Below are 21855 nucleotides of genomic sequence, written 5' to 3'. Positions count from 1 at the left end.
AATTTTAAAGTTAGCATTTTATTGGTTTAATCAGCGATTCGTTTAAATAGCAGAACTTGGTTTTTTTGATAAGTTAAGTGAAAATCTGGAGAGTTTTTAAGTTGATTTGCTAAGGTATCACCAATTTTTTCAGTATCAGGCCAGGGATGGCGCAGGTTTAATAATATGTATTGAAATTCAGCTAAATTTGTTCGGGGCGAAACTTGTGAAAGCAATTTTACTATTGGGCGATGGGCAAAGTGAGGGGCAAGTCTATTATCGGTTAAAATACTGCTTTGAGGTTGAACTTGTGCGGCTGCTTCGCGTGTAGCTTGCCAGGTATCTAGTCTATTTAGGTACAGATAAAAATCTTTATATTCGCCCACACATAGGAAAATTAGTAATGACCAAATTATCATGATTCTCGGCAATTGAATTCCCTGCCAAAGTTGAGAAATTCGGAAATTTTTAACTTGTGGCAGATTGACCCATGTTAAAAAATGTTGCTTATTTGCTTTTTCCTCTTCCTTGTTGCCTTTTATTTCTTCCCTGTTCCTTGTTTCTTCCTTCGAGATTACTGCTAAAAATAAAAATGGAATTACAGGGACTGAATACTGATAGGCTAAGCTGCGTTGAAATGACAAGTCAGAGAGGATATTGATCAGAAGGGTAGGGATAGCAGGAATTAGCGCTGTTAAATATTGTAGGCGTAGTTTTCCCGAAAATGGCAATAGCAGCCAAATTACAGGTAAGGTGAGGAGAAATAAATATTTTAATGTATCGAAAGAAAGGATTTTTCCTAATACTAACTGTGGTTTTAATATGAGATTGATGATAATTTCTAGTACGGATTTGCCTAAATAGCTGTAGCGCCCGACTCCAGCGACTTCGCTGCCGCTAAAGAAGGGGATGATTTTCTGGGAAGCTATCAAAAACCAAGCTGCACCCAGCAAAAGTGCGATCGCCCCGTACCGTTGCTTTTTGTCGCAAAAAAACAGCCATAAGCCCATAGCACCAACGGTTAGGGACAAAACCGCTTTGCAACTCAAAACTAACAGAATAGCGGTACAAAACCACACAATTTTATTTAAGCGCGCTGCCAAAATTGCTGCCAAAAGTGCAGGTAAAGCGATTACTTCCGGGTGAAAATCAAATAAATTGATGTTAAATACCACCGGATAGAGCAAATAAATCAATGCGATCGCACGGGATTGTTCTTGATTTAAACCTGCCAAACGCGCTAAACTCCACGTGGGCCAAGCCCCCAGGGATAATGCAACTGCTTGTACAAACAGCAGCCAATGCACATCGGGGGAAATTTTGTACAGCCAAGCTAGCGGATAATAGATTACCGCTGCGTGATCGCCCAAAATATGAATCCCCATTAAAGAAGAAAAAGGCGTTTGATTTTGGCTGATTAAGTAAATTGCTTGGTCAAAAATTCCCAAATCGAAAGCAGTTGATTGGAATAAAGCGTGCCGTAAACTGCTACACAAAAAGAAAATTGCCGCAGCAGTAGCGATCGCCCAAACCAAACTCGACGGTAGCTGCGATCGACCTTCCTCTCTATTTTCGGCGATCGAGACACTGATGTCCTCACGGTCATCAGCAAAATTTTCCCTATTCTGCATGAAATCTGGCACTAGGTGGTCAATCGATTTTAGATTTTAGATTTTAGATTAAAGAATTGAAGCATTGACCCCACGGATAAATTCGGGGGCTCCTTTATCGGATACAGGTTTTTTATTTCTGGACGGATGAATCCGGGGGCTTGTATCCTGGATGCTGTCGGTCACTCAAAATATGATTCCATCGAATGTGCTTTCCACGCAATAGTTAACCACTAATTTTTATCCCCGCAATCGTAATATTAGAATAATCCACAAAACATTAAAAAATTGTGAAAGCAATAACTCTTCTCGGCTCCACAGGCTCCATCGGCACTCAGACTCTGGATATTGTAGCTCAATACCCCGATCAATTTCGGATTGTCGGGTTAACCGCCGGACAAAATGTAACGTTGCTGGCCCAGCAAATTCGCCAGTTTCGACCGGAAATTGTCGCGGTTTGCGACGAAGATAAATTACTGGAATTGAAGGAGGCGATCGCAGATATCGACCCTCAACCTATTTTACTTGCTGGCGAGTCAGGCGTTGTCGAAGTTGCCCAATACGGTGACGCTCAAGCCGTCGTCACGGGCATAGTTGGCTGTGCCGGTTTGCTGCCAACAATTGCAGCTATCAAAGCAGGCAAAGATATCGCCTTAGCCAATAAAGAAACATTAATCGCAGGGGGCCCGGTTGTCAACCCCTTAATCGAAAAATATGGCGTTAAAATATTGCCCGCTGACTCGGAACATTCAGCAATTTTTCAGTGCCTGCAAGGTGTTATGGTTGGCGGGTTGCGACGAATTATTCTCACTGCTTCGGGCGGGTCTTTTCGAGATTTACCGATCGACAAATTAGCAGGAGTAACAGTAGCCGATGCTTTAAAACATCCAAATTGGTCGATGGGGCAGAAAATCACGATCGATTCTGCTACTTTGATGAATAAAGGATTAGAAGTAATTGAGGCTCATTACTTGTTCGGGATGGATTATGACGACATTGATATTGTCATCCATCCTCAGAGCATAATCCACTCATTAATTGAGCTGCAAGATACATCGGTTTTGGCGCAATTGGGATGGCCGGATATGCGATTGCCGCTGCTTTACGCTTTGTCTTGGCCGGATCGAATTCATACAGATTGGGAACGGCTGGATTTGGTAAAAGCTGGGGATTTGACTTTCCGAGAACCCGACCACGAAAAGTATCCTTGTATGCAGTTGGCTTATGCGGCGGGACGTGCGGGCGGTTCGATGCCTGCAGTGCTGAATGCGGCAAACGAACAGGCAGTAGCGCTATTTTTGCAGGAGAAGATTCAGTTTTTGGATATTCCAAAGTTGATTGAAAAGGCGTGCGACAAACATCAAGCCGATAACTGTGAAAGCCCTGCTTTAGACGATATTTTGGCGGCGGATAGGTGGGCGCGGCAGGAAGTTTTGGCAGATAGTATGGAATTGGGCGATCGTATTCTTTCGGTTCGCTAATTGTATCAGCAGACTTGCACTTACCCACAAGCCCGCCGGGGAATTAATTAATTCCCCGTCTCATAGCTAAAGTCGCTTGAAACCGACTGCCAAACCTTAATAAATATTCAGTTTTCTTTGAGAGGACTTTAGCGATGAGACAGGGGGTGAAACCCCGGACTGACTATACCAAAAAGTGTAAAATATCGCCAAAACCATGTTAAAAGTTGACCAGATGTTAGCCTTTTATAGACTAACTCCCAACTTTCGCAGCCAAATCAGCCGCACTCATCTTTTCGTACATTTCAAAAGGTTGGTGAATCCAAGGATTGTCAGCCAAATAATCTACATAATAATCCGGCTTTGCAACAGAACAAGCCTTGTACCAGACTACAGCAGTCCGAATTTCCTGAATATCCTCGCCGTAGCGACTCTTCAGCCAAGCGATACCTTGTTCTAAACTAATTCCCGAATCCACCAAATCGTCAACCAGCAGAATCTGGCTGCCCAAATTATCGCCCACCATTGTCAAATCGCGGGCAAACTCGATCGCACCCCGGACATTTCCCTCTGCCCCACCATAGGACGAGGCCGCTAAAACTGCCAGAGGTTTGTCGAAAATCCGTGACAGAGTATCTCCAACCCGCAGCCCTCCTCTCGCCAGACAGACAATTCGATCGAATTTCCACTGAGATTCCTCAATTTTTACAGCCAAATCCTCAATTTTTCGATGGTACTCAGGCCAAGAAACGTAAAGGTCACTCATTCCTAATATTATTGAAATATCAAAGGTATTATTAATTATTTTGGGGAAAATGACATGGATGCAGATGAACTTCTCAGACGGTATGCAGGCGGAGAAAGGGTTTTTCACAAAGTAGACCTGAGCGGTGCCCATATGTCAAGGACAAATTTGCGCGATATTGACCTGAGTCACGCTAATTTAAAAGGTGCAAATTCGATCGGTCTCACCCTCTACAGAGCTAATCTGTATCAAGCAGATATCAGTCAAGCCAACCTCTCCCAAGCCAACCTCATGTCCGCTAATTTTGGCGAATGCGAGGCGGTGGGAGCGAACTTGAGCGGCGCCATCTTGCGGAGTGTCGTCTTCAGTGGGGCCGATTTAACGGGGGCGAGTCTCAGGGGTGCAGACATGAGAGATGCAAACCTTCAGGGCGCAATTTTGATTCAAGTTTATGCAGTTAACGCTAACTTCCAAGGTGCAAACTTGACAGAAGTAAAGCTTTGCGGAATCAACCTGAGCAAAGCAAATTTAACCGATGCGAACTTAACACAAGCTGACCTCAGCCGTGCGAACCTAACTCAAGCAAATCTGAGTTGGGCTAATTTGACGGAAGCAAATCTGGAAAAAGCTGATTTGAAGGGAGCCGATTTGAGCGGAGCTAACTTGAGCTGTGCAAATCTCCATCAAGCAGATTTGAGCGGAGTTTCCCTTAAGGGAGCAAATCTCCGGGGAGCAAACTTGCATCAAGCTTCTTTGCGCGGGACAAATTTGGATGAAGCGAATCTAAGAGAGGCCATGATGCCTGACGGCACAATCTCTGACTAAATAAGCTGAGAAAATAGAAGTTAAAACCGCAGGGTGCTGGTGGCGCACCCTACATTTAGGCTAATGCCTGATTTTTTTAAGGGGATTTAATTCTGCCTTCAAGTGACAGTGCATTTAAAGAGTAGTGGCAAAAAATTTAGAACCGAGTTTAATCTACAACTTTCAGCCAGCCCCGGCGAACGGCGTGGAGCAAGCGGTTGATGGCTGTTTGATCTTCTTCGGTAAGACAGTCATTTAACAGGGCTGCTTTGAGCTGTTGTCGGTGAGTGGGAGTCAGCAGACCGGAGTGATATACCTGAAAGACTAGCTCTGCAATCGTAAATTGAGGTAACAGCGTTTGGGTTTTCATCATGTGTTTTATTTTGAACTCACTTTTGACAGTATTAACTAATTTTTCCAAAATTTATGTGATTCAACTACGGGAGTAAATGTGATCGATTAGCTCTTGATGAGTGATTTGTGTCAGCGGGACATGGGGAGCGGATATTTCCTCGATCGCCCTGCTACTTGAAATACAAACCCCGCCCCGATTCCTAGCTTCTGGTAACTCCCACATCTCTACTTTTGGTTAAGAAACGGTGACAAATAAATTAAGATTTATCTATTAAGAGATTACTAATCACGGCTAGCGAAATCGCTCGGCTTAATTCAACGTAAAACTTTTAGCGTGTTTAGAAGCCGGCTTTTACCTACATTTACCTAGTTTCTTGGTATGGTCTTTCTTCCGTGTATATACTTAATGACCCGCCCAAAGACAGATACAAGTTTTCGATAGAAGTCCCCAGCCACCCAAAATTTTAACCTTTAGTTCAAGTTCCCAGATTCATCTGTGAAGTTCATCTAAAATCTAAAATCTAAAATCTAAAATCTAAAATCGACTGGCTGCTTCAAATCAAAAATCCCGGCTTCTTCAAGAAACCGGGTCGAGCTTTTCGATCGCACTACAATTTTTTCTGGAGAGGGTTAATGGAGCGACCTACTCACTTCAATCTTATTGTTGGCAAAGCTTGACAGGAGAGAAAGTAGAAATACTCATCTCAACTTTTTGTCAGAGGAGACTAATCGGAAATCCTGACCCATCCGCGGCGGATGGCGTGCAGCAGGCGGTTGACTGCATCTCTGGCGTCTTCGCTGAGAGCGCTTTGGCAGAGTTCGCGCAATCCGTGGCTTTGAGTGCGAGTCAGATTGCCGGAATTGGTGACTTGATAGAACAGTTCAGCGATCGCCAGATCAGATTTTAAAGTCAGAGCTTGCATGAAATCTCGTTGAACTCGACTATTATAATATCGAGCATTTGACAAAAGAGTAGGGTGATTGCAGTCGGCTAAGCTGTGTGATCGTTCTTGGCTCCGTTTGTGACCTAAGTCTGCCAGTATACGTGAGTTAAATCACAGAAAACCACAGACCTCGATCGCGTAAGCTATGATTGGGGTGGTAGCCTCAAGGTTTGACAAAACCTCGAAAAGCCATGAACGCAAGGCTTTAAGTTCCCAATACCGCCGCCCAGCGGGAGTAAGTCCGCTCAACATCGCAGGCTATGGACTTGGATAGCTGTGAAACTTTGGGTTTTAGACACTTGCAGCTTGCAGCTCAGGGGATAAAGTTGCGATCTGCGAGCCACGGCCTGAGATACAATAATTATAAATACTTCTATCCCATCTATAGGCAGGCAGGTAAAAAAATGATAATGATTAGCTACTTTTCGATTGCCTTAATCGTTTTTCTTGTTTGGTTCAAAAGTTTTTTGAATGATACTGCGACATCTAAAAAAGACGTGATATCTTGGATAGCCTTAATAATGGGACCTCTATTTTGGCCTGTTGTTCTGCCCCTATCCCTTTTGCAAATTACCAGCAAAAAGTCTGTTGTAAAAACAGCTCAATGCGAGCAAGAATTATAATAAATTGTGGAAGTAACTGGCTGCAACACAGTCGCTTATCTCGTCCTAAATTATTCGGCGTGCATCGCTCCTGGCAGCGAGTAATTTATCTTGTTTCCTTGTAAAAAAAATCAGCGAGAAGGTAGAATCCAATAAAAATTCTGAATCCTAAAACAGTATTTTTTTACCGCTATCACATTCTGCCTTCTGCTTTTTGCACCCGCCCAAAAACGGATACAAGTTTCCGACAGGAGTTGTTAGCCACCCAAAAATTTAGGCTTTTGTTCAAGCTCTTAGATTCATCTGTGGAATCAATCTCAAATCTCAAATCGTTCAACTAAGCAAGATTGACGCTCGCCCTCGCCGAAGTATCCAATCGACTGATTCCTAAAAGTTATTCTGTCACATCGTGAATTAATGGTGCGGCTCAGTCAAAATTGTTCAGTCAAAATTATTCAGTCAAAATTATTCAGGCAAAATTATTCAGGCAAAATTATTCAGGCAAAATTATTCAGGCAAAATTGTCAGACTCAAATTATCGGACAGCGACCACAACATTTTTTAACTCAAAAATTATTTACTCAAAAATTATCTGCCACCTCAACCAAGCTCAAAATTAATATCTAATGTAACATTGCCTTTTGCTTGCAAAAATATAACTTCAGACATATTTTCGCCTGCCGCTGACCAACTTAAGAATTTTTATACTACCGGCGGCTACGTACCATTAATCGAAGGTGGGAAAATCCTGGCGAGGCGTGGGAAAACAGCTAGGCTCTTTGCCCTTTAAGCTTTTCCAGCTCCCTTTCTTCAAATCGTAGTAGCTATAAACAGGAAATTGTAGAGTTCGTTCGCGCGCAAAATGCCTAACTCTTACCGCAGTTAGATAGACAATTCAAGGCAAAGACTGCAATATGAAATAGGCAACAAAAACTGTTTCAAATCTCTAGTACGGCTTATTTTTGGCGATCGGGCATCAGGAGTGTATAACAGGAGCTAGCTAAATTTTTAGAGGTGCGAGATGTTTGGGAACTTCTAAAAAAAACTGCCGTCACTGTAACCAAATTCGCTATTTGCATAAAAAGTAGGAGTCAAAATGAACCAAGTATCTGAGAAACCAATTTATAGAGTTCTTCATCTATTGTCGCTGCTAGCGCTGGCATACTATGCAGCTACTTCCATCAATTATATTTTCGAGAGTGACTCTCACGTTCACATCTACAAGTACGACAGTCAGAGCAATTCCAACGCGTCACCAGCGCAACTTGAAGCACACCGGTAGGAATAAATTGTAGAGATTTTCTCTGAATGAATGCCGAACAAAATTTCGGGTAATTTGCTAATCGTTAATGATCAGCTCGAAGTTAACAACCATTAGTAAAAAAGTCTTTGCTAAAAACTTAATATTTTCACTCACAGGTATTAGCCATCGAAAGTACCGCAAAAATTAACTATTTAATTTCTTCTCAAAAGAGACCAGAGTGATGAAAGGATAGCCAAGCATTTTCATCAGTAAGAGCATTAATAGCTTTAGTAATCGCTTCATCAAGAACATTTGAAGGTGGATATGCTTCAGAAGGCAAAATCGCTTTGATTTTTGCCCACTACAGCTCAATGGGAGATAAATCCGGCGAGTATCGAGGTAAGAATTTTACATTGGCTTCGATAGATGCCATCAAAAAATTGATGGCTTCAGCATTATCAACAGGTAAATTATTCATAACTACAATTGGGCTAACCCATAACTGGGGCAGGAGTCGCCAGCAGCTCCAAATTTTATATCCTAGTCCCAGTTCCCAGATTCATCTGTGGACTAAATCTAAAATCTAGTGACAGTACCGTCACAACTTTACCGGCTCACCGTTCATCCCAACTTCACAAAAAGACGATCGCTGCATTGTCTGATTGTCCGGGTGGATGCGGCTCATGGTTGAAATGACGGATTAGGGTTGAAAAACTGGGTTTTTTAGCCCTAATCCTGCGTTGAGCGTGAGGGATTTGGCTGGAAACATCAAGGTGATGAGGCTCAAAAGTCCGTCCGGGACTGTGTTGGGACGCACTTTTGATTAAATACGGCCTCCAGTGTGCGCCGGCTTGCTTTCAAAGTCAGTTAAAAAATTTTGATTCCTGGGGAACTATTGGCGAAAATCAAAAGTCTGGTCAAGTACAGTGTACTTAAAAGAAATCGCAGTTCAGTTCCAGCCCCATTGCGGGCGATCGAACTATCCGGCGATCGACAGTGCCAAGGACCCGGTGCAAGTTCTCAATCTTGAGAGCATACTCCCATTAAAAATGGTCTCTGTGTATCTTCCGGCTATTGTTTTAATAATGACTAGCCACACCGACGGTCATTATGGTAAACTCGCAAACGTTTAAGTGGAATATTTTCGTGTTAGAGGAGGCAGTGGTGGAGTCGAGAGTCAAAAGCAGGAAACAACCGAGATTTGCTGCTCAACGAATACAGGATTCAACTCGCGCTCCGAGGCTCGCTGCTGACAATTTAAATTACATGACAGCTTATAGCAGCCGGGTCAATTAGGGTCTCAACCGATGTCCGGTTTCATTTATTGAATCCCTTTGGAGGGAAAAGTGTATTGTAGAAAAATGATTGATCTTTTAGGAGGAGTGTAAATGACACAGGTAACTAATCCAACACAGCCAGCAAGTTCACTACCAGGTGGTGGTGGTGGCGGTGGCTCAACCGTTATCGGCATCACTGGCGCCAACAGGTTGAACGGCAGCGACAACAACGATATTATCCTGACTTTTGGGGGCGCAGATGTCGTAGCCGGTGGCGGTGGCGACGACCTGATTATTACCGGAGGCGGAAATGACACTGTCGGCGGCGGCGACGGCAACGATAATATCTTTGCAGGCAGCGGCGCGGATGTGGTCGCTGGTGGCAGCGGCGACGACCGGATCTTTGCTGGTAAAGGGGATGACCTCGTAGACGGCGGTGATGGCAATGACTTGGTTTCTGGCGACAACGGCAACGACACCGTACTCGGCGGATCGGGCAGCGATACAGTCTTTGGTGGCCGAGGCAACGATATTGTCAGCGGTGGCGACGGCAACGACAGCCTGTTCGGCGGTAAAGACAACGATACTGTCGATGGTGGCTCTGGCAATGACTTTATCTCTGGCGACAGAGGCGCTGATGTCCTGACCGGCGGTGCTGGTAGCGATACGTTCTACTTCTTCTCCAGCGGTGGCGATTATGGCGTAGACACGATCACTGACTTTACCCCAGGCGAAGATAAGATCCGCTTGAAACAGGGCGGTGTGTTCGCTGGTTTGGGCAGCACGTTCGAGGCGAGCGAGTTTGTCGTCGTTTCTAATTTCAACGCAGCTACTCCAGGAGCAGCCACGACGAACAAGTTGGTCTACGATCCATCAAACGGTACGTTGTACTTCAACAGCAACAACGGAGTGCTAACTATTGCTCAGTTGCAGCCTGGCCTGACAATTACCTCGAACAACTTCGAGTTGTTCTAAAACAACTGGCTGTTGTGGGGCGGCACCGGATAAGATTGGGGGCTGTTCTCACAAAGCCGGTAGTTTTAAAGGATTTCAACCTCACTCTGCCACAAGCGGGGTGAGGTTGAAATATTCAATGCAGGAACTAAACCAGGGGCAGTTACAAAAAATCGATCGACAGTTATTGATAAAATTAATTGATCGCCCGATCGGGCAAAATATAAATACAAAGTTTTTAAATTAGAATTTCTAAGTTTTACTGAAGCGGTAAAGAAACCGCAACTGCTGGCTAGCAATGAGCACTGAAGAATATATCCGGCAAGCCCAAATTTATTTGAACCGGGGGAAGTTAACTGAGGCGATCGAGTTTTGCAAAAAGGCGATCGAACTTCAACCGTTTTCGCCCTCGGCTTACACGACTTTAGGCGAAATCCTCGAAGCTCAAGGCGATCCGACGGCGGCAAGAGACGCTTTTGTGCAAGCTTTGGAGATTTCGCCGCAGTTTTTTCTGGCTCATGCTTATTTGGGTCAACTTTACAGCGACTATGCGTGGCTGGATGAGGCGGTTTTTCACTACCGACAAGCTCTGGATTTGAAACCTGATTGGGCCCAAGTTCATTATAACTTGGGAAATGTTTTTCACAAGCAGGGTAATTTGTTGGGGGCGATCGACTGTTACCGAAATGCGATCGCCCAAAAACCGGATTATGTCGATGCTTTATACAATCTGGCTGTGGTTTTAGATGAAAATAGTCAGCTCGAAGCGGCAATGGATACCTACCGACAGGCGATCGCTTTGAAGCCGGATTACGTGGAAGCTTACAGCAATCTGGGTGTGATTTTGCTCAAGGACGATCGGGCTGCTGAGGCGATCGAGGTTTACCAGCGGGCGATGGAGATTAAGCCGGATTGGGCGACGCTGCACAATAATTTGGGTCAAGCCTTGCTGGACAAAAATCCCGATCGGGCGATCGCATCTTACCTAACAGCTATTGAGTTGGAGCCGGACATGGTTTTGGCTCACTACAATCTGGGGAAAGCGTGGCAATTACACGGGGAACATTCGGCGGCGCTTGCTTGTTTCGATCGCGCGATCGAGATCAATTCCGACTATATTTCGGGCTATACAGACGCCGGGTTTTCTTTGATGGTTTTGGGCAAAATTGCTGAAGCCATGCCTTATTTTGAGCGGGCAATAGCTCTGAAGCCTGATTTTGTTGAAGCCTACTGCCGCTTGGGAGACAGGCGCAGAGTTGCGGCGGTAGAAGATGATGAATTGTCAAGGGCGATCGCTGCGTGCGATCGATTTCTCACAGCACTAACTGGAAGGAAGAAGGAAGAAGGAAGAGGGAAGAAGGAAGAAAAAGAAGCTATTCCCAATGCCCAATGCCCAATGCCCAATGCCCAATTACCAATTGCTGAAATTTGCGATAATTTAGCCGAAATTTACTTGCATTTGGGAAATGCTTTAACAGAGTACGGCGGACACGAATCTGCCGCCACTTATTATCAAAAAGCTTTGCAAATTCAGCCACAGAATGCAGAGATTTACTGGCGGGTGGGAAATTCCTTAGCCCAGCAAAAGCGGTTCAGTGCAGCAATTGCAGTTTACCGCATGGCTTTGACGATTCAACCTGCTTTACCGCAGGTTTATTTTGAGTTGGCCCAACTGCTGGAAAAACAGGGGCGCTGGGAACGGGCGCTCGATTATTATCAAAAAGTTTTAGAGTTGCAATTGCACGGGTATGGAGATCAGAAACAATGGAAAAAACAGAGTTTTATCTTGCCTGCTAGCACTTCTATAAAACCTCCTGACGGTATTTATTTAGCGAGTTGGGATTGGCTGGTTAATGCTAAGTTGGATGCTGACAATTATGTGGAAATATTTTGGGAATCTGCACCAGAAGCAAGTGCAGAAAATATTCCAAATTCCCAATTTGCGAGATCCAATTCCAAATTGGCAAATTCTGATTGTGCCGGGTTAACTTGCGGGCTGTGTTTGCAGCGACTTTCTAAGTGGTTCGATCCGGTGCATTTGGGTTGGGGAGTTTGCCGTTTGTCCAACTCGCAACCAATACCTGTGGACTCGCCCAAGACTTTTGTGGCTGCAATTCCCAACGGGCGAGTTTGGATTGTGCCGCAGGAAAATTATTGGCTGATTTGCAAGGCGATCGCTGTAATTACTCCTGACAATTATTTGTTGGCTGATGTGTCGAGAGATTATCCGGGGTTTTTGCCGGGATGCGAAAAGCATGATGTGAGGAGACACAGCGTTTTTCAGTTAGAATCGTTTCCAGGCTTAAAGCAAATTGACGGCAGCGTGGCGGTGCTTTCGGGTTTGTCGGGAAATGTCTATTTTCACTGGATGGTTGATGTTTTGCCGAGGATAGAATTGCTGCGGCTCAGCGGTAGGGAGTGGGCGGAAATTGATTGGTTTTTGGTGAATAGTTGTCAGCACCAATTTCAGCGGGAAAGTCTAAGAATTCTGGGCATTCCCGAAGAGAAAGTCTTGGAGAGCGATCGCTTGCCTCATATTCAAGCAACCGAGTTAATTGTACCGTCTTTTGCGGGATATTTGGGCTGGCCTTCTGGGTGGGCGATGGATTTTTTGAGGCGGGAGTTTCTCAAGGGAATTGTACCTAGTTCGAGCTATCCAAAACGCATTTATATCAGCCGCAGCAAAGCAAGATACCGACGAGTCTTGAACGAGGAAGATGTGGTTGAGGTTTTGGAGAAATTTGGCTTTGTTTCTATTTTACCTGAGTCCTTGTCTTTGGCAGAGCAAATTGCTCATTTTTACCACGCTGAGGTAATAGTTGCAGCCCACGGCAGCGGCTTGACAAATACGATTTTTTGTCGCCAGGAAACTAAAGTAATTGAGTTGGTGTCGCCTCACTATATCAGCCATTATTACTGGGGAATCAGTCAATATTTGCAGTTGGAACATTACTTTTTAACGGGCGAGGCTTTTGAATGCTATCCTATTAGACAGTTGATGTATCAGAATTCGCTGACTGAGGATATTTTAGTGAACTTGAGTTCGCTGAAAAGGATGGTTGAAGTGGTGGGTTTGGGTTAGTTGGTGTCTGGAGAAAGTTTAATTATGCCCTCGATTGAGAAGATGGAAAAGGCAGCGGTTGATTTGAGTCGGCAAGCAGAAGTTTATTTAGCCGAAGGAAAGTTGAATGAGGCAGTTGCTGCTTGCGAGTCAGCGTTGAAAATTGAACCGAATTTGGCGGCAGCTTGTCAGACGCTGGGAAAGGTGATGCAGGTTCGAGGTGAAATCGAGCAAGCTAAGCATTGGTATGAGAGGGCGATCGATCGCAATCCAAATTTGCCGGAAGTTTATGCTAATCTCGGCATTTTGTATTCTCAAGAAAAACTGTGGGAAAATGCGATCGCAAATTGTGAAAAAGCGATTTCGCTAGCGCCTAATTTTGCTGCAGCTTATCGGCAGTTGGCGAGAATTTGGACGCAGTTAGAGAAGCCAGAAGAGGCGGCAGAGTGCTGGTATCAAGCTTTTAATATCGAGCCGAATTGGGCAACTGCTGACGAGCACGTCACTCTAGGAAATAGTTTAGTTGAATTGGGGAAGTTCGATCGCGCTCTTGAATGTTATTCGCGGGCAATTAAGTTAAACCCGCAACTGGCAACAGCTTATCACAATTTGGGGGAAATGCTGGTCGGGGAGAAACGGTGGGATGAGGCGATCGCCAATTACCGACAAGCCATTGCCATCAATCCAAATTCGTTTGAATCTTACCACAGTTTGGGTAAAACTTGGGCGGAGCGAGGAGAATTAAATCGGGCGATCGCCTGTTACCGCAAAAGCCTCGAACTCAATCCCAACTACGCTCGTGCTTACCTTGGTTTGGGCAATGTTTTGGTGCAGAAGCGCGAGTTGGATGAAGCTATTAAATGTTACCGTCAGGCTCTTGAAATTAATGATAATTCCTACTGGGCCTACAATTATTTAGGGGAAGCTTTGGCTCAAAAACAACTGTGGCCCGAAGCTATTAGTTGCTACCGCAAAGCTATTGCAATAAATCCCAATATTCCTTGGTTTTATTGTAATTTGGGAATTGCTTTAACCTGCGAACAATCCTGGGATGAAGCTGTTAGCGCTTACTTGCACGCGGTTCAGATTGAGCCGAATTTAACGGGCATCAATCAGAGGTTGGGATATGTTTTACGAAAGCGCAGCGAATCGGGTTTAGACAGCACAATCGAAACTTACTGTCAAGGTGTAGAGGTACTTGCAAGCGGGAAAATTTACCACAACTTGCTGGGAATTGAGTTAGATGGAGCAGAGTTTTATATAAATTTAGGCAATAGTTTAGCGAAACAGAAGCAGTTGGAAGGTGCGATCGTATTTTATAGCATGGCACTGCAAATTGAACCCAATGCTGCGGAAGTTGTCGCCCAACTGAATGATGTTCGGGCGAAACAACAGGAGTTATACGCACAAATTGCCACTTACCGCCACCAAATTGAAATCGATCCGAGCAATTCTAAGCCTTACAACGATTTAGGAAATATTTTACCCCAATTAGGGGAATTAGAAGAAGCAATTATTTGCCACCAAAAAGCGGCCGAATTGAGGGGTTGGGCTGAGTGTGCGGGGAAAGATTATCAATTTACCCAAGATTGGTTTACCCACAATATTCCTATTTGGAAACGGCATTTGCAGGAATTTACCGGAATTGCAGATTTTCAAGTTGTGGAAATCGGCAGTTTTCAGGGAATGTCGGCTTGCTGGCTGCTGGATAATATTTTAACTCATCCGACGGCAAAGATTACTTGTATTGATTTGTTTTTTCAACAACATTTTAAGGGCAATATTGTTAAAACGGGAGCAGCAGATCGGGTAATTGAATTAGAAGGTTACTCTCAAGATTTGTTAATTAATTTGAGTTCGGAATATTACGATGTTGCTTACGTTGACGGCTGTCACAAACCCACCAGTGCTCTGCAAGATGCGATGTTATCTTGGAGGTTGGTGAAAGTTGGGGGATTGATGATTTTTGACGATTACGAGTTTACGTTTCCCGACAGCCCGGAGCAAGATACTAAAATTGGGATAGATGTTTTTTTGGAGATGTTTGGAAGTCAGTTAGAAGTAGTACACAAAGGCTATCAACTGATTGTCAAAAAAATCGGCAATCAAAGTTTGGGCGAAGAGCAAACTCTGTTGTCTCTGGGTTGGGAAAAGTTGGGGGATATTGCGGCGAATTCCGGTTATTTTGATGAGGCGAGCGCCCGCTATCAAACAGCTATTAAAATTAAGTCTGGCAACTACTTAACTTACCACAAGTTGGGTAAAGCTCTGCAACAGAAAGAACTGTTTGGCGAAGCTCGGGCCGCTTACCAACGGGCGATCGCACTCAACCCTAATTTTAGTTGGGTTCACCACTTTTTGGGGGAGACTTTACAGGCAATTGAGGAACACGACGAAGCCGCTGCTGCTTACCGCAAAGCTATTGAGTTAAATCCCAATTTTTGTTGGACTTACAACAACTTAGGCGATGTGCTGATGGAGCTTTCTGAGTGGGAGGAAGCTGCTGTTGCTTACCGCAAATTAGTTGAAATGAATCCCGGTTTTTGTTGGTCTTACGATAGATTAGGTAAGGCTTTGGTTGCACTGGAAAATTGGGAGGACGCGGCGGCGGCTTGCCGCAAAGCTATTGAATTAAATCCCAATGATTGTTGGCTGTACAATGCTTTGGGGGAAGTTCTGGAATCACAAGAAAATTGGCCCGAAGCAGCAGTGGCTTTTGGTCGTGCTATTGAGCTAGAACCCGAGCATAGTTGGCTGTACAAAAAGTTGGGCGATGCACTGCGGAATCAAGGGGAATTAGAAAGGGCGATCGCCATTTATGAAAAAGGTATCAATCTCGATCCAAAATCCTGCTGGTGTTACGAAGGATTGGGTTTGAGTTTAATTGCAAAACAGCAGTGGGAACCTGCAATCACTAATTTAGTTCAAGCCCTGCAAATTAAACCGGATTTGTTTGAAGCATACGATAATATAGGTTATGCTCTGGAACAACAAGGAGAAGTCGATGAGAGCGATCGGGCAAAATGCAGTAATCAAAATTTACCCTTAAGTATTCTCGAAAAATACTGTGGGTTTACAGAAGATTTGACCGTTGTAGCAGAATCCAATCCGCACCTCACCTGCATTGACATCCATCCTGCGAGTCAAATCAATTTATCTGATTCCAAAACAATCGACAGCAGCCGCAGATTTTGGGAACATCAAAGTCATTCCAGAAAAGCTTTTGTTGCCGTATTGCCAAACGGACGAGCTTGGGCAGATGTTGTGACTACCGCCGTGATTACTTCAAACAATAAACTTGTTGCTGATATTTCAATGGGCTGTTCTGAATTGGTAATCACTTCCGACAAATTGACTCCCGCTGAACACGTCGATGGAAATGTGGCTTTTTTATCTGCTCGCTGGGGTGGAGCCGCTTATTTTCATTGGATGTTTGATGTGATTACGCGCTTCGACCTTTTACAGCGGAGCGGATTGATAGAAACTATAGATAAGTTTGTTATCAATGCCTGTGATTATTCGTATCAAGCAGATACTTTAGATACTTTAGGAATCTCTCAAAATAAACTTTTAAAAAGTGGCGGAAATTTACATATTAAAGCCGATAAATTAATAGTTCCGTCAATATCTTATAACGGCTCTGGGGCGGTTTCAAAATGGAAGTGTGAATTTCTCAAACAGACATTTTTAAATGAACAACAGCCGCGCACTACAGACTATTCAGAGCGAATTTATATCAGCCGCCAAAAAGCATCCTATCGGCGAATCGTCAACGATGAAGAGGTACTTCAATACTTAGAAAAATTTGGGTTCCGCAGTGTGAAGCTGGAAACGATGTCTATAGCGGAACAAGCATCGTGTTTGGCTGCTGCTAAAGTAGTTGTCGCACCCCACGGAGGGGGGTTGACAAATCTAGTTTTTTGCAGTCCGGGAACTAAGGTAATTGAGATTTTTTCTCCCCTTTACGTTCCGCATTGTTATTGGATGATTAGCAATTTGTGCGGTTTGGAACATTACTATTTAATTGGTGATTTGGTTGATGATGGAACTCCGATCAAACCTTTACATAAAGATATGCAGTTGGATTTAAACTCGCTGGAAAAATTACTGGCTATGGCAGGAGTTTTGCATGGATAATGACTACCACAGTTTGGGGAATTCCCTGCAAGAAAGCGGCCGGTTTGATGAGGCTGTTGCTGCTTACAAAAAAGCTATTGAATTAAATCCTAATTTTTCTTGGTCTTATCACAGTTTGGGCGATGTTTTGCTGAAACTTGAAAAATGGGAGGAAGCTGTCGCTGCGTACAAAAAAGCTGTTGAGTTAAATCCAGATTTTTCCTGGTCTTATCACAATTTGGGCGATGCTTTGCTGAAACTTCGGCAATGGGAAGAGGCTGCTGCTGCTTACCGCTGCGAGATTTCACTCAACTCGGATTTTGCTTGGTCTTTTTGCAATTTAGGCGACGCTTTAACTAAAATAAAACTGTGGGATGAAGCTATCGCTACGTATTTAAAAGCTATTGAAATTGACGGAGATTTGCCGGGAATTTATGAAAAGTTGGGATACACTCTAGGACAAACAGAGTCTGATTTAAAGTTAGTGTTAGAAGAATGTCAATTGCAAATTACACCGGAAAATTGGGAGTTTTATTTGCAGTTAGGAAAGAATTTAGCACAGTACGATCGCCCCAAAAGCGCAATTATTATTTACAAAATGCTCTTGACAAGTATGCCGAGTTGTGCAGAACTGTCAGCAGAATTAGAGGAGTTGTTGCAACAGCAAGAAAAGTGCGTTAGCGAAGCCCTCGAAGAGGATCGCGCATTAGCCTCATCTCGCGCAACTGTCGTCCAAAAACCAGATGATTGCTGGTCTTATTACAATTTAGGTGCTGTTTTGAGCCACCAAAAATATTGGGAGGAAGCGGCGGCGGCATTTTTCCAAGCAATAGAAATAAATCCCGATCTTCCTTGGTGGTTTTATTACAATTTGTGGGAAGTTTTTGTTAGGCAAAACAAGCTAGATGAAGTTGAGAACTTGTGCCGCGAAGTTGTTGCAGCTAAACCGGAGGCTTTTTGGCCTTATCTGAATTTGGGAGAAGCTTTGACGAGGCAAGGTAAAATTCCCGAGGCGATTGATTTTTATCGAACTGTCAGTTTTAAACAAAGTTTGGCATCTATTATCAGTAAGAGAACAGGCAAGATACCTGTTCCACAAGAAGATACAGGCATCTTGCCTGTTCTACAAAATTGGAACTTAAAACCAGTCAAAGTTCCTAACTTTATAATTATTGGTTCTCAGCGGTGCGGGACGACTTCTCTGTATACTTATTTAGCTCAACACCCGCAAATTTTGACTCCGATTAAAAAGGAAATGGATTTTTTCTCGTGGCACTTTGACAGAGGGATTGATTGGTATTTGGCTCATTTTCCCCCAATGCCTTCGGGAGAGCAATTTGTAACTGGCGAAGCAAGCCCGAGCTATTTTGACTGTGGGGAAGCACCGGCACGGCTCTACAGCCTGTTTCCAGAGGCTAAACTGATTGTACTTTTGCGAAATCCGGTTGATCGGGCGATTTCTCAATTTTACCGCTTGACTGGCTTAAATTGGGAAGCGCGATCGCTCGATCGAGTAATTAGCGATGAAATTGAACGGTTGAATCAAAATCCCGAATACATCATCGGCGAGGAACCGGGGAATTATTTAGCTCGCGGTAGGTACATAGAATTTATTAAAAACTGGCGTACTTTCTTTCCCCAAGAACAGTTGTTAATTTTGAAAAGCGAAGATTTTTATGCAGATGCGGCGGCTATAGTCCAACAGGTTTTAGAATTTTTAGATTTGCCGGAATATCAATTGTCTAAGTACCAAAATGCTAATCCTGGTTCTTATCAGCGGGTAAATGAATCGGTTCGCGACAGGTTGAGCGATTATTTCCGACCTTACAATCAGGAATTAGAGGAATATTTGGGGAGGCAGTTTGATTGGGAATAAAGTTGAGCTAAGATTAGAACAACTTGTAAGGAGGTAATACCAATGCTGACGATCGAGCTAGATACGCTACTTAAGGAACAAGCACTCCAACGCCAAGATCCTGAAGATCGCTACATTACCGATAGCGCCAACTGGGAACAATACGAGACACTGCTGAATCGGATTGGAGATGCGGCAGGATATCGAGTTACTTATTTAGATGGAGTTTTGGAAATTATGTCACCTTCTCGCCGCCATGAAAGTAGAAAAACTCGCATTGGAGATCTGCTGCTTATTTATTTTGTAGAAGCTGACATCGAATATTTTCCTTTTGGGTCTACAACTCTGCGACAAGAGGAAAAAAGTGGCGGTACGGAACCGGATGAAGCTTACTGTATTGGCACAGATAAAGAATTTCCAGATTTGGTAATTGAAGTGATTGTTACCAGTGGCAGCATCAATAAACTAGAACTTTATAGAAGGTTGAATGTGCGAGAGGTTTGGTTCTGGCGAAATGACCGATTTTCTATCTACCATTTGCGAGAAGAAATTCCGGTTGAATTCGTGTCAAACTGCGGTTATGAATTAATCACACAAAGCGAATTGCTGCCAGGAATTGATATCGATGTGTTGACAGAATGTGTAAAAAATCCTCACCCGTTAGCAGCAGCAAAGGATTGGAGACAGAATTGCCGACCTACTTAAACAGCAAGTTTTAAATCTGCTAGCTGTCGCAAAGACAATGAACTGAGCTCGCGCGCGCCGCGAGATTGATTCGGACTATGATTCAAACTATCGTCCTATCGTCGCAAAGACAATGAACTGAGCTCGCGCGCGCGCCCAAGTCCGAGAAAAAAACTTTCCTCCCTTGACAACTCATACTCGTTATGAGTACGCTATAATAAGCAAAGGAATTGAACCCAAGTACCCAAAAATTTAAAATCATGCTGACGAACCACGAAGGTCAAAGAGTACCCAAAGTCACCTTTCGCACTCGCAAAGACAACGAGTGGGTCGATGTCACCACGGATGATATATTTGCAGGCAAAACCGTAGCAGTGTTCTCGCTGCCGGGAGCTTTTACTCCCACTTGTTCGTCAACGCACCTCCCCGGTTACAACGAATTGGCCAAAGTTTTCAAGGAAAACGGCGTGGATGATATCGTTTGTATTTCTGTCAACGACGCCTTTGTGATGAACGAGTGGGCAAAAGACCAAGAATCAGACAATGTGACGTTAATTCCCGACGGTAACGGCGAATTTACTGAAGGCATGGGAATGCTGGTAGACAAAACAGATTTAGGCTTTGGCAAGCGGTCTTGGCGTTATTCGATGCTGGTAAAAGATGGCGTGGTTGAAAAAATGTTTATTGAGCCTGATGAACCGGGCGACCCTTTCAAAGTGTCCGATGCCGAGACGATGCTCAACTACATCAACTCCGCAGCACCTAAGCCGAAGGTAGTTTCGTTGTTTACAAAAATGGGCTGTCCCTTCTGCGCTAAGGCTAAGGCACTGCTGAGTAAAAATGGCTTGGATTATGAAGAAATCGTCTTGGGCCGGGAGATCACAACTCGATCGCTCCGGGCTATGACTGGGGCTACAACTGTGCCGCAAGTATTTATCGACGGCAAGTTGATCGGTGGTTCCGAAGCCCTAGAGTCTTATTTGGGTGTTGCTTAGTTAAACCAAAATACTTAGCTTGCAGGTGCCCAGTGCATACCTTCGTTGTAGGGTGCGTACTGTGCGCCTTTGCCGTATTTGACGGTATTTAGCCCGATCGAGCTTTCGTGTCAAAAGTTTGATCGGTCTATTGATCCATTCTCGTGCCACAATTACTGGGGAAGTAATATTAAAAACGCAAGAAATGGGAGTGAACGATCGTGGATTTGAGTTTAGTCGCGTCAAATATCTTAAATCCACCCATATTGGCTTTTTTCATGGGAATGCTGGCAATTTTTCTCAAATCTGATTTAGAAATTCCAGCGCCCATCCCCAAACTGTTTTCGCTGTACCTGCTGTTTGCGATCGGATTTAAAGGCGGCGTCGAACTGTCCAAAAGTGGCATTGACCAGCAAGTTGCCCTGACAATTTTAGCAGCGATGCTGATGTCAATGCTAGTACCAATTTATACTTTTTTCATACTGAGGATCAAACTCGATTCTTACAATGCCGCAGCGATCGCAGCCACCTACGGTTCCATCAGCGCCGTCACATTTATCACCGCAACCTCATTCCTCACAGCACAGGGGATCGACTTTGACGGTTACATGGTAGCCGCGCTAGCATTAATGGAATCCCCAGCCATTATAGTCGGTCTCATTCTAGTCAGTGTATTTGGCGGGGAAGAAGGAAAACGCGAAATAGTTTGGCCAGAAGTGTTGCAAGAAGCATTCCTAAACAGTTCAGTTTTTCTACTGATTGGCAGCCTAATTATGGGCATAATGACAGGAGAACACGGTTGGGAAGTTATGAGTCCGTTTACTCAAGACTTGTTTTACGGAGTTCTGACTTTTTTCTTGCTAGACATGGGGCTGGTTGCCGCTAGCAGAATTAAAGATTTGCAAGAAGCAGGAATTTTTCTAATCGGCTTTGCAATCCTAATTCCCATACTCAACGCAGTAATTGCTTTGCTAATAGCCAAATTAATCGGAATGCCGCAAGGAGACACTTTGCTGTTTGCCGTATTGTGCGCGAGTGCTTCTTATATAGCAGTACCAGCAGCCATGCGCCTAACTGTTCCCGAAGCGAACCCAAGTCTTTACATTTCAACTGCCTTAGCAGTGACATTTCCATTTAATATCATTGTAGGCATTCCCCTGTATCTATACGGAATCAATATGTTTTGGAGGTGA

Annotated in this window: 15 protein-coding genes; 10 read left to right on the top strand and 5 right to left on the bottom strand. The window is 44.1% G+C overall.

The genetic code is table 11. The annotated features are described in order from the left end of the window. Positions 1-26 precede the first annotated feature (26 nt). Positions 27-1610, bottom strand: a complete 1584-nt coding sequence (locus QUB44_RS11585) for a DUF2079 domain-containing protein (protein ID WP_333367022.1) — start codon at positions 1608-1610, stop codon at positions 27-29. 269 nt (positions 1611-1879) lie between these two features. Here QUB44_RS11585 and dxr point away from each other — a divergent pair, with 269 nt between their 5' ends. Next, positions 1880-3070 (top strand): 1-deoxy-D-xylulose-5-phosphate reductoisomerase, encoded by a 1191-nt coding sequence (gene dxr, locus QUB44_RS11580; RefSeq protein WP_333367019.1) that lies wholly within the window; start codon positions 1880-1882, stop codon positions 3068-3070. A 232-nt stretch (positions 3071-3302) separates the two neighbouring features. Here the strand turns inward: dxr and QUB44_RS11575 are convergent, their stop codons facing one another. Beyond that, complete coding sequence (locus tag QUB44_RS11575) at positions 3303-3815, bottom strand: phosphoribosyltransferase family protein (RefSeq protein ID WP_333367016.1); 513 nt, start codon at positions 3813-3815, stop codon at positions 3303-3305. A gap of 54 nt (positions 3816-3869) precedes the next feature. On the opposite strand from QUB44_RS11575, the gene QUB44_RS11570 reads away from it, so the two are divergent. After that, complete coding sequence (locus tag QUB44_RS11570; RefSeq protein ID WP_333367014.1) at positions 3870-4619, top strand: pentapeptide repeat-containing protein; 750 nt, start codon at positions 3870-3872, stop codon at positions 4617-4619. A 148-nt stretch (positions 4620-4767) separates the two neighbouring features. Here the strand turns inward: QUB44_RS11570 and QUB44_RS11565 are convergent, their stop codons facing one another. Both QUB44_RS11565 and QUB44_RS11560 read right to left on the bottom strand, forming a co-directional pair. Continuing rightward, positions 4768-4968: a hypothetical protein gene (locus QUB44_RS11565; RefSeq protein ID WP_333367132.1), complete on the bottom strand. Its 201-nt coding sequence runs from the start codon at positions 4966-4968 to the stop codon at positions 4768-4770. Between the two features lie 709 nt (positions 4969-5677). Continuing rightward, on the bottom strand, positions 5678-5875 hold the full coding sequence (locus tag QUB44_RS11560; RefSeq protein ID WP_333367011.1) for a hypothetical protein: 198 nt from the start codon (positions 5873-5875) through the stop codon (positions 5678-5680). Positions 5876-7594: 1719 nt separating this feature from the next. Between QUB44_RS11560 and QUB44_RS11555 the strand changes: the two genes are divergently transcribed. Next, positions 7595-7780 (top strand): hypothetical protein, encoded by a 186-nt coding sequence (locus QUB44_RS11555; RefSeq protein WP_333367008.1) that lies wholly within the window; start codon positions 7595-7597, stop codon positions 7778-7780. Between the two features lie 322 nt (positions 7781-8102). Here the strand turns inward: QUB44_RS11555 and QUB44_RS31145 are convergent, their stop codons facing one another. Beyond that, entirely contained in the window at positions 8103-8228 is a 126-nt protein-coding gene (locus QUB44_RS31145) for a transposase (protein ID WP_445299892.1), read from the bottom strand. Between the two features lie 901 nt (positions 8229-9129). Between QUB44_RS31145 and QUB44_RS11550 the strand changes: the two genes are divergently transcribed. The 7 genes from QUB44_RS11550 (at position 9130) to QUB44_RS11520 (ending at position 21855) form a co-directional block, all read left to right on the top strand. Beyond that, positions 9130-9993 (top strand): calcium-binding protein, encoded by an 864-nt coding sequence (locus tag QUB44_RS11550; protein ID WP_333367005.1) that lies wholly within the window; start codon positions 9130-9132, stop codon positions 9991-9993. Between the two features lie 277 nt (positions 9994-10270). Next, positions 10271-13054 (top strand): tetratricopeptide repeat protein, encoded by a 2784-nt coding sequence (locus tag QUB44_RS11545; RefSeq protein ID WP_333367002.1) that lies wholly within the window; start codon positions 10271-10273, stop codon positions 13052-13054. A 24-nt stretch (positions 13055-13078) separates the two neighbouring features. After that, positions 13079-17170 carry a tetratricopeptide repeat protein gene (locus tag QUB44_RS11540; protein ID WP_333366998.1) on the top strand — a complete coding sequence of 1364 codons (4092 nt, stop codon included), beginning with the start codon at positions 13079-13081 and terminating at the stop codon, positions 17168-17170. Continuing rightward, positions 17163-19025: a tetratricopeptide repeat protein gene (locus QUB44_RS11535; RefSeq protein ID WP_333366995.1), complete on the top strand. Its 1863-nt coding sequence runs from the start codon at positions 17163-17165 to the stop codon at positions 19023-19025. Before QUB44_RS11540 ends, QUB44_RS11535 begins: the two co-directional genes overlap by 8 nt. Positions 19026-19067: 42 nt before the next feature. After that, a complete protein-coding gene (locus tag QUB44_RS11530) occupies positions 19068-19709 on the top strand; it encodes a Uma2 family endonuclease (protein WP_333366992.1) in 642 nt (213 codons plus the stop codon). Between the two features lie 239 nt (positions 19710-19948). Next, positions 19949-20683: a glutathione peroxidase gene (locus QUB44_RS11525; RefSeq protein WP_333366989.1), complete on the top strand. Its 735-nt coding sequence runs from the start codon at positions 19949-19951 to the stop codon at positions 20681-20683. A gap of 200 nt (positions 20684-20883) precedes the next feature. Continuing rightward, a complete protein-coding gene (locus QUB44_RS11520; RefSeq protein ID WP_333366986.1) occupies positions 20884-21855 on the top strand; it encodes a sodium-dependent bicarbonate transport family permease in 972 nt (323 codons plus the stop codon).

Source organism: Microcoleus sp. AT3-D2 (assembly GCF_036705715.1).
Lineage (GTDB): Bacteria > Cyanobacteriota > Cyanobacteriia > Cyanobacteriales > Microcoleaceae > Microcoleus.
This window is presented reverse-complemented; position numbering and strand designations above follow the sequence as displayed.

Bases quoted from the DNA above. Each gene is read 5' to 3' on its own strand.
- QUB44_RS11585 (WP_333367022.1), bottom strand. From the start codon at position 1,610: ATGCAGAATAGGGAAAATTTTGCTGATGACCGTGAGGACATCAGTGTC.
- QUB44_RS11575 (WP_333367016.1), bottom strand. From the start codon at position 3,815: ATGAGTGACCTTTACGTTTCTTGGCCTGAGTACCATCGAAAAATTGAG.
- QUB44_RS11570 (WP_333367014.1), top strand. From the start codon at position 3,870: ATGGATGCAGATGAACTTCTCAGACGGTATGCAGGCGGAGAAAGGGTT.
- QUB44_RS11565 (WP_333367132.1), bottom strand. From the start codon at position 4,968: ATGAAAACCCAAACGCTGTTACCTCAATTTACGATTGCAGAGCTAGTC.
- QUB44_RS11560 (WP_333367011.1), bottom strand. From the start codon at position 5,875: ATGCAAGCTCTGACTTTAAAATCTGATCTGGCGATCGCTGAACTGTTC.
- QUB44_RS11555 (WP_333367008.1), top strand. From the start codon at position 7,595: ATGAACCAAGTATCTGAGAAACCAATTTATAGAGTTCTTCATCTATTG.
- QUB44_RS11550 (WP_333367005.1), top strand. From the start codon at position 9,130: ATGACACAGGTAACTAATCCAACACAGCCAGCAAGTTCACTACCAGGT.
- QUB44_RS11545 (WP_333367002.1), top strand. From the start codon at position 10,271: ATGAGCACTGAAGAATATATCCGGCAAGCCCAAATTTATTTGAACCGG.
- QUB44_RS11540 (WP_333366998.1), top strand. From the start codon at position 13,079: ATGCCCTCGATTGAGAAGATGGAAAAGGCAGCGGTTGATTTGAGTCGG.
- QUB44_RS11535 (WP_333366995.1), top strand. From the start codon at position 17,163: ATGGATAATGACTACCACAGTTTGGGGAATTCCCTGCAAGAAAGCGGC.
- QUB44_RS11530 (WP_333366992.1), top strand. From the start codon at position 19,068: ATGCTGACGATCGAGCTAGATACGCTACTTAAGGAACAAGCACTCCAA.
- QUB44_RS11525 (WP_333366989.1), top strand. From the start codon at position 19,949: ATGCTGACGAACCACGAAGGTCAAAGAGTACCCAAAGTCACCTTTCGC.